Here is a 7793-nt window from a genome sequence, read left to right on the forward strand (position 1 = left end):
TTCTGATGAAGATCATACATAAAATTATTACATCGGCTGTTCTGCTTGCATTGTCCGGAACTGTTTTCGGGCAGAATGCGCCAAACGGCAGTACACAACCTTCGGCAACGCCGGATACGACATTGCCGGCATATATGTCTGGCATCAAAATAAACTACGTCCGCAGCTGGCAGCCTTCAAAAGCGATAACTGATCCAAATACGGTTGTTACATCCGGGTTGGTAAAGGACGTGAAAGAGAGTACGCAATACCTGGATGGCCTGGGGCGCCCGCTGCAGTCCGTTACAAAGGCAATTTCTCCCAATGGGAAAGATATCGTAGCGCCGGTAACCTATGATGCCTACGGACAGGAGCGGTTTAAGTTCCTGCCGTATGAAGCCGGTACAGGCAACGGGCAGTTTAAGATGGCGCCGTTTACAGAGCCGGCAACATTTTACAGCACGCAATATCCGGGAGAGTCTATTTTCTATAGTAAAACAGATTTTGAAGGATCGCCGCTTCACCGGCCGCTTAAACAGATGGCGCCGGGTAACAGTTGGGCCGGATCGGGAAATGGTGTAAGCCAACAATACCTTGTCAATACAGCAGATGATAATGTACGGATCTGGGATATTACTTCGGATCCTGCGGCAGTGCCTGTTGCCCGCAGTACGCCTTATCAGGCGGGTTTGCTATTCAAGAACGTCACGATCGATGAGGCGCAACACAAGGTGGAGGAGTACAAAAACAAAGAAGGTCAGGTTATCCTGAAAAAGTGCAGGTTGACCAAACCGTGGGAGTTGGATATGATGGTTGGTTGTCTACCTATTATGTGTATGATGATCTCGGCAACCTGCGTTTTGTATTGCCTCCTAAAATGGTCAACTCTTTGCGAGCCAACAATTGGGTATTTCCTAATAACCTGGAGATATCGGCACTCTGCTTTCAATATGTGTACGATGCCCGCAACCGCATGGTGTTGAAGAAAGTGCCTGGTGCGGATCCTGTATATATGGTGTATGACGTTCGCGACCGTTTGGTCATGACCCAGGATGGCGCGCTACGTCAAAAGGGCAAATGGCTGGTAAACTTTTATGACGAGTTGAACCGCGCTTCGATGACGGCGCTGTATACAACCAACGCCAGTGCTGCGACATTGCAGGCAGCCATGAATACGGCGACAGGATCGAGTTCTATTACCTATAACATTCCACCACCGGCTACACTGACCGTAAATACCCACGACAGACCTGTATACAAAGCCGTGCAGGAAATCACATTCACTGCGGGTTTTGATACAGAAAGTTCGAGTATGGAAACAGAACTGAATGCTGCCGGTACAGTAGAGACACAAACGATCCTGGCCACCAATCCTTTACCCACCCTGGACCAGCAACAACTGGAGCCGCTTACGTACACTTTTTACGATAATTATAATTATGAAGGTAAAAAGAACAGCAGTAATTATGCCGCCAGTCCCTCGATGTTAGGTTCGCCCTATACCGACAATAAGGCCATAAGTACCCAGACGCACGGTATGGCGACGGGTAGTAAAGTTAAGCTATTAGATGGCAGCAATACCTGGCTCACCACAACAACGTATTACGACGAGAGGGGCCGCGTGAAACAGGTGTTGTCCGATAACATCGGTAACGGGTTGGATGTAACCACCAATTGGTACAACTTTGAAGGCAAGGTATTGGCTACCCAGCTGGAACATAAGAACCCTCGTGGAACTGCGAGTGCTCAACTAACGGTACGTACCAGGATGGAATATGACGATGCCGGCCGCTTACTCAAAGTGGAGAAAAAGCAGGTGACGGAGTGGAAGTAATCATAGCCGATAACGAATATGATGCGTTGGGTCAGCTGAAGACTAAATCCTTCCACCGGCAGAATACTACTGTGTTAGAAGCGCTAAATTACGATTACAACATTCGCGGCTGGTTAAAAGGCATCAACAAGGAGTATGTAGATGACAATGGTTCCGGCCATTACTTTGGCCAGGTATTGAATTACGATTTTGGTTTCCAGAATAACCAGCTGAACGGCAATATTGCCGGTATCAAATGGAAGGGAGCGAACCAGGTGGCAAGGTCTTACGGTTTCCGCTATGATGCATCTAATCGTTTGATGGATGCCGATTTTAAGGATAAGTCTTCCGGCAACTGGGCGGATAATCCCTTAGTGAACTTCGATGCCAAAATGGGAGACGGCATCAACCATACTTCTGCCTATGATGCCAATGGCAACATACTCCGCATGCAGCAATGGGGCATAATACCCGGCAGTGGTAGTGGTCAGATAGATGATCTGCGATACAATTATGGTAACAATGGTAATAAACTCCTTGGTGTAACGGATCTCTATAACAATCCAGGTACAACACTGGGCGACTTTAAGGAGTTGGTGGCGAACAGCCAGAATGATTATGCCTATGATAGTTCAGGCAATATGATTGCTGACGGCAACAAAGGAATCAGCCAAATACTGTATAACTACCTGAATCTTCCGGACCAGATCACCATTACAGATAAAGGCGCCATCAATTATGTGTACGATGCTGCGGGTATAAAACACCGCAAGATTGTAAACGACCAGACCGTAACGCCCGCGAAGATCACTACCACTGATTACATTGCTGGTATGATTTACGAGGATGATGTGCTGAAGCTGGTGAATCATGAAGAAGGTCGCATCCGTATGGACTATGCTGGCGGTACGCCCACTCAGACGTACGACTATTTTGTAAAAGATCACCTGGGCAACGTCCGGATGGTATTGACAGAACATAGTAATCAGTCGACCTACCTGGCTACGATGGAAACCCAACAGGCTGCTAAAGAAAGCGCATTGTTTTCCAATATTGAGGCTACCCGTACGGCCAAACCGGTGGGTTACCCACAGGATCAGACCGCGGGTGCGAACAGTTATGTCGCAAAGTTAAATGGTAGCAGTAAGGACAGGCGCATTGGACCATCCCTCGTTTTGAAGGTGATGGCTGGCGACACCGTATCGCTTGGCGCCCGTGCGTTCTACAAATCGATTGGTAATAAACAGCCGAAAACGCAAACACCTGCGGCCGATATGGCAGTTGCGCTGGTACAGGCATTTGGCGGTACAGCGACAACGGATGCGCATGCGAGTGCAGGACAGTCAGGGAATAACACACCTTTTAATGACAATTTTAATAGTAATCAGTATCAGCGTCTTAAAGAAAAGGATGCGGGGAATCAGCCCTCGTTGAACAGGCCGAAAGCGTACTTAAATTTTGCATTGTTCAACGATCAGTTTAAATTAGTAGAAGACAATAGTGGAGTAAGGCAGGTGCAGGAGTCGCCGGATCAGTTGCAGACGCTGGCGGCGGATAAGATGGTGGTGAAGGAGAGTGGTTTCCTGTATGTGTATACGAGCAATGAGACGGCGCAGGATGTGTTCTTTGATAATGTGGCGGTGGTACTGGAGCCTGGGGCTGTGTTGGAGGAGACGCATTATTATCCGTTTGGGTTGACGATGGCGGGGATATCGACAAAGACTATTGGAGTTAAGGAAAATAGTTATAAATTCAATGACGCCTCAGAGTTGGCTGATAATGAATTTGGCGACGGATTCGGAATGTCACTTTATGAAACTACGTTTAGAAGATTTGATCCACAAATAGGACGATTTCATCAGGTTGATCAATGGGCTAACTTTACCATGTCAGTGTCGCCATACGCTTATGTAAGTAACAATCCTCTAATTATGAATGATCCAACTGGACTTCTGGCGGATACTCTTTTGTTGCCAATTAATTTGCCAGAGGTTGTTGTTACTGGAAGTCGAACAAAGCTGGACGGCGGCGAGTTTAATGGTCTTTATTATTCTGAAATTTCTACATGGTATAGGCATGGTTTAGGCACTTTCAGTAATAGAAACAAAAGCATGTTAACCGTAGAGCAGAGCTTAGAGAATATGAAAGCTTGGATAAAATCCAATGAAAATTACGGAAAGTATCTAAAATGGGCAGGAACGCTTGCTGGAGGAACTTCCGTAAAAGAATTGAAATCTATTAAAGATTATAAAGATATTCTTAAAGCTCTTAGAGAGAAGAAGGTTGATCCTAGTACTCTTTTGTTAATTACAGCTGCAAGTTGCTTTGTGATAAAGGCGGAGCAGGCCGAGGGGCAAACCGAAAAATTGAAAGAAATATTGAATAATTATATTTCATTGCATAGTTCTGCCAATATGAAAGATCCATCGGAAGCGAGAGGTATCTATATTATTTCAACGGACTCTGGAAGTGGTGGCACTGGAGGGTTTGGATATACATTTAACACTTCATATTATGATATTGCAACAAAAAGTTTTTAGGAGAAATACATGGAACAAACTAAGATGAGAATTTTAAGAATTATACATGCCCTATTATGGGTAATATGGGCGCTTCTAGTTTTTACTTACAGTCCGTCTAAGACTAAAACTACATATGACAGGATTTTTGGAGATTACGTCACTTATAAAATATTTTACTGGTTTCAAATAGCATTTATGTTTGGGGCAGGAATATTGCTGTTGATGTTGTTGATAAAAATACTACCGGAAAGATTTGCTTTTGTTGCATATCTTCTTTTTGAATTAATTTTTTAACAATTATTATTATACAAGTAGTGGTTTTTGCAAATCAATAATGGATTTTGTTCTGATATTCTCTCCTTTTGGCGACCTTTCAATCTTCCTGTTTTTTCTTGATAATTACCTTGAAGGGGTCACGAGTGTTATGAAAAGAGGGAAATAAATAAAAGGCCGCCTGTCCACAGGCGGCCTTCCTTTATAAAGCGCTATAAGTTATGCCTCCGCATAAGCACTCACCGGCTCACACGTACAAATCAAATTCCTATCCCCATGCGTGTTATTCACACGACTCACCGAAGGCCAGAATTTATTGATCTTCACATACTCCAACGGATAAGCCGCCTGCTGACGACCATAAGGCCTATCCCACTCATCCGCCGTAATCACAGCCTGCGTATGCGGCGCGTTCTTCAACACGTTATTTGCCTTATCTGCACGACCTTCTTCAATCGCACGAATCTCTTCACGGATCGATAATAAAGCATCACAGAAACGGTCTAATTCATCTTTATCTTCAGACTCAGTCGGCTCGATCATGATCGTGCCCGCAACCGGGAAGCTCATCGTCGGTGCGTGGAAACCATAGTCCATCAGGCGTTTTGCTACGTCTTCCGCTTCAATGCCCGCAGTGGCCTTAAACGGACGCAGGTCCACGATGAACTCGTGTGCGCAGGTGCCGTTAATGCCGGTGTACAGGATATCGAAATCGTTCTGCAAACGCGCCTTCATGTAGTTGGCGTTCAGGATCGCAAACTCAGTGGCTTTACGCACACCGGTGCTGCCCAGCATACGGATGTATGCATAAGAGATCAGCAGGATGCTCGCACTGCCAAACGGAGCGGCAGATACCGCGTTGCCGGCTTTACCGTCCTGCAAATGCACGTGCGAAGGCAGGAATGGCGCCAGGTGTTTACCTACGCAGATGGGGCCCATACCGGGACCGCCACCACCATGCGGGATCGCGAAGGTTTTGTGGAGGTTGAGGTGACAAACATCCGCACCGATCAGGCCGGGAGCCGTTAAGCCTACTTGGGCGGAAGTGGTCATAGCCGATAACGAATATGACGCGTTGGGTCAGCTGAAGACTAAATCCTTCCACCGCCAAAACACTTCTGTGCTGGAAGCGTTGAACTACGAGTATAATATCCGGGGCTGGTTAAAAGGCATCAACAAGGAATATGTAGATGACAATGGTTCCGGCCATTACTTTGGCCAGGTGTTGAATTACGATTTTGGTTTCCAGAATAACCAGCTGAACGGCAATATTGCCGGCATAAAATGGAAGGGAGCGAACCATGTGGCAAGGTCTTACGGTTTCCGTTATGATGCATCCTAATCGTTTGATGGATGCCGATTTTAAGGATAAGTCTTCCGGCAACTGGGCCGATAATCCCTTGGTGAACTTCGATGCCAAAATGGGAGACGGCATCAACCATACTTCTGCCTATGATGCCAATGGCAACATACTCCGCATGCAACAATGGGGCATCATACCCGGCAGTGGTAGTGGTCAGATTGATGGTCTGCGATACAATTATGGTAATAATGGTAATAAACTCCTTGGTGTAACGGATCTTTATAACAATCCAGGTACAACACTGGGCGACTTTAAGGAATTGGTGGCGAACAGCCAGAACGATTATGCTTATGATAGTTCCGGCAATATGATTGCTGACGGTAACAAAGGAATCAGCCAAATACTGTATAACTACCTGAATCTTCCGGACCAGATCACCATTACAGATAAAGGCGCCATCAATTATGTATACGATGCTGCGGGTGTCAAACACCGCAAGATTGTAAACGACCAGACCGTGACGCCGGCGAAGATCACTACCACAGATTATATTGCTGGTATGATCTACGAGGATGATGTGCTGAAACTGGTGAACCATGAAGAAGGCCGCATCCGTATGGACTATGCTGGCGGTACGCCAACGCAGACGTACGACTATTTTGTAAAAGATCACCTGGGCAACGTCCGGATGGTATTGACAGAGCATAGTAATCAGTCAACCTACCTGGCTACGATGGAAACCCAACAGGCTGCTAAAGAAAGCGCGTTGTTTTCCAATATTGAAGCTACCCGTACGGCTAAGCCCGTGGGTTATCCACAGGATCAGACAGCAGGGGCCAACAGTTATGTAGCGAAATTGAACGGTAGCAGCAAGGACAGGCGTATTGGCCCATCCCTAGTATTGAAAGTGATGGCTGGAGATACCGTATCCCTTGGAGCACGTGCGTTTTATAAATCAATCGGCAATAAGCAGCCAAAGACGCAAACACCTGCAGCCGATATGGCTGTGGCGTTGGTGCAGGCATTTGGCGGTACTGCGGCAACGGATGCGCATGCGAGTGCAGGGCAGTCGGGGAATAACACACCTTTTAATGACAATTTTAATAGTAATCAATATCAGCGTCTTAAAGAAAAGGATGCAGGTAACCAGCCGTCGTTGAACAGGCCGAAAGCGTACTTAAATTTTGCATTGTTCAATGATCAGTTTAAATTAGTAGAAGACAATAGTGGTGTAAGGCAGGTACAGGAGTCGCCGGATCAGCTGCAGACGCTGGCGGCGGATAAGATGGTGGTGAAGGAGAGTGGTTTCCTGTATGTTTATACAAGTAACGAAACGGCGCAGGATGTGTTCTTTGATAATGTGGCGGTGGTACTGGAGCCTGGGGCTGTGTTGGAGGAGACGCATTATTATCCGTTTGGGTTGACGATGGCGGGGATAAGTACTAAAGCGCTTGGGTCTTTGGGGAATAGGTATTTGTACAATGGAAAGGAGTTGCAGGCGAAGGAATTCTCGACTGGTGGACTGGAGTGGTATGATTATGGGGCGAGGTTCTATGATGCTCAGAGTGTCCCCAACAGCTTAAAATGTTGATGAGTTTAACACTGTACCAACATGTACTGTCAGCTTGCTAAAGGAATGGCCCCACAGCCATACTGGTGTATTGATGGTTTAACACTGTTGAATGCGAATTGGTGTATTAGGACATGAATGAAGTAAATTATGAAAATATACAAACTGAACATGAATGATTTTAAGGTAGTTATGCCTTGGTGAAAAGAAAGAAGTCCATACTTCATAAGGCGTTTGCCTGGGTGGGGGTAATTTTATTGATTACGTCCTTCGTTGTTGTCTACCGAAGGATCTTATATCTATATAGTTTTTCTTTTTGTTGGTATTTTATTA

At 45.9% G+C, this 7793-nt stretch carries 6 protein-coding genes; 5 read left to right on the forward strand and 1 reads right to left on the reverse strand.

Annotated features, from left to right (window positions below; all coding sequences use genetic code 11):
- Positions 1–5 precede the first annotated feature (5 nt).
- From MKQ70_RS37175 to MKQ70_RS41830, 3 genes are read left to right on the forward strand one after another with little or no spacing between them, the layout of a single operon-like run.
- Complete coding sequence (locus MKQ70_RS37175) at positions 6–962, forward strand: DUF6443 domain-containing protein (RefSeq protein WP_248081973.1); 957 nt, start codon at positions 6–8, stop codon at positions 960–962.
- Positions 932–1813, forward strand: a complete 882-nt coding sequence (locus MKQ70_RS37180) for a hypothetical protein (protein WP_248081975.1) — start codon at positions 932–934, stop codon at positions 1811–1813. The genes MKQ70_RS37175 and MKQ70_RS37180 overlap by 31 nt, the downstream gene beginning before the upstream one ends.
- Complete coding sequence (locus MKQ70_RS41830; protein ID WP_248081978.1) at positions 1804–4332, forward strand: RHS repeat protein; 2529 nt, start codon at positions 1804–1806, stop codon at positions 4330–4332. Before MKQ70_RS37180 ends, MKQ70_RS41830 begins: the two co-directional genes overlap by 10 nt.
- A 474-nt stretch (positions 4333–4806) precedes the next feature.
- On the opposite strand, the gene MKQ70_RS37190 is transcribed toward MKQ70_RS41830, so the two are convergent.
- Positions 4807–5640, reverse strand: coding sequence for an aminomethyl-transferring glycine dehydrogenase (locus MKQ70_RS37190; protein WP_248081980.1), 834 nt, complete (start codon positions 5638–5640; stop codon positions 4807–4809).
- Here MKQ70_RS37190 and MKQ70_RS37195 point away from each other — a divergent pair.
- On the forward strand, positions 5633–5929 hold the full coding sequence (locus MKQ70_RS37195) for a hypothetical protein (protein WP_248065876.1): 297 nt from the start codon (positions 5633–5635) through the stop codon (positions 5927–5929). The genes MKQ70_RS37190 and MKQ70_RS37195 overlap by 8 nt on opposite strands.
- Positions 5916–7481, forward strand: coding sequence for an RHS repeat domain-containing protein (locus tag MKQ70_RS37200; protein ID WP_248081981.1), 1566 nt, complete (start codon positions 5916–5918; stop codon positions 7479–7481). The genes MKQ70_RS37195 and MKQ70_RS37200 overlap by 14 nt, the downstream gene beginning before the upstream one ends.
- Positions 7482–7793 lie beyond the last annotated feature (312 nt).

The sequence above is a fragment of the Chitinophaga sedimenti genome (assembly GCF_023156195.1).
In the GTDB taxonomy this organism is placed as follows: Bacteria; Bacteroidota; Bacteroidia; order Chitinophagales; family Chitinophagaceae; genus Chitinophaga; species Chitinophaga sedimenti.

Excerpts from the sequence above, each read along its gene's own strand:
- MKQ70_RS37175 (WP_248081973.1), top strand. The coding sequence starts at position 6 with ATGAAGATCATACATAAAATTATTACATCGGCTGTTCTGCTTGCATTG.
- MKQ70_RS37190 (WP_248081980.1), bottom strand. The coding sequence starts at position 5,640 with ATGACCACTTCCGCCCAAGTAGGCTTAACGGCTCCCGGCCTGATCGGT.
- MKQ70_RS37200 (WP_248081981.1), top strand. The coding sequence starts at position 5,916 with ATGATGCATCCTAATCGTTTGATGGATGCCGATTTTAAGGATAAGTCT.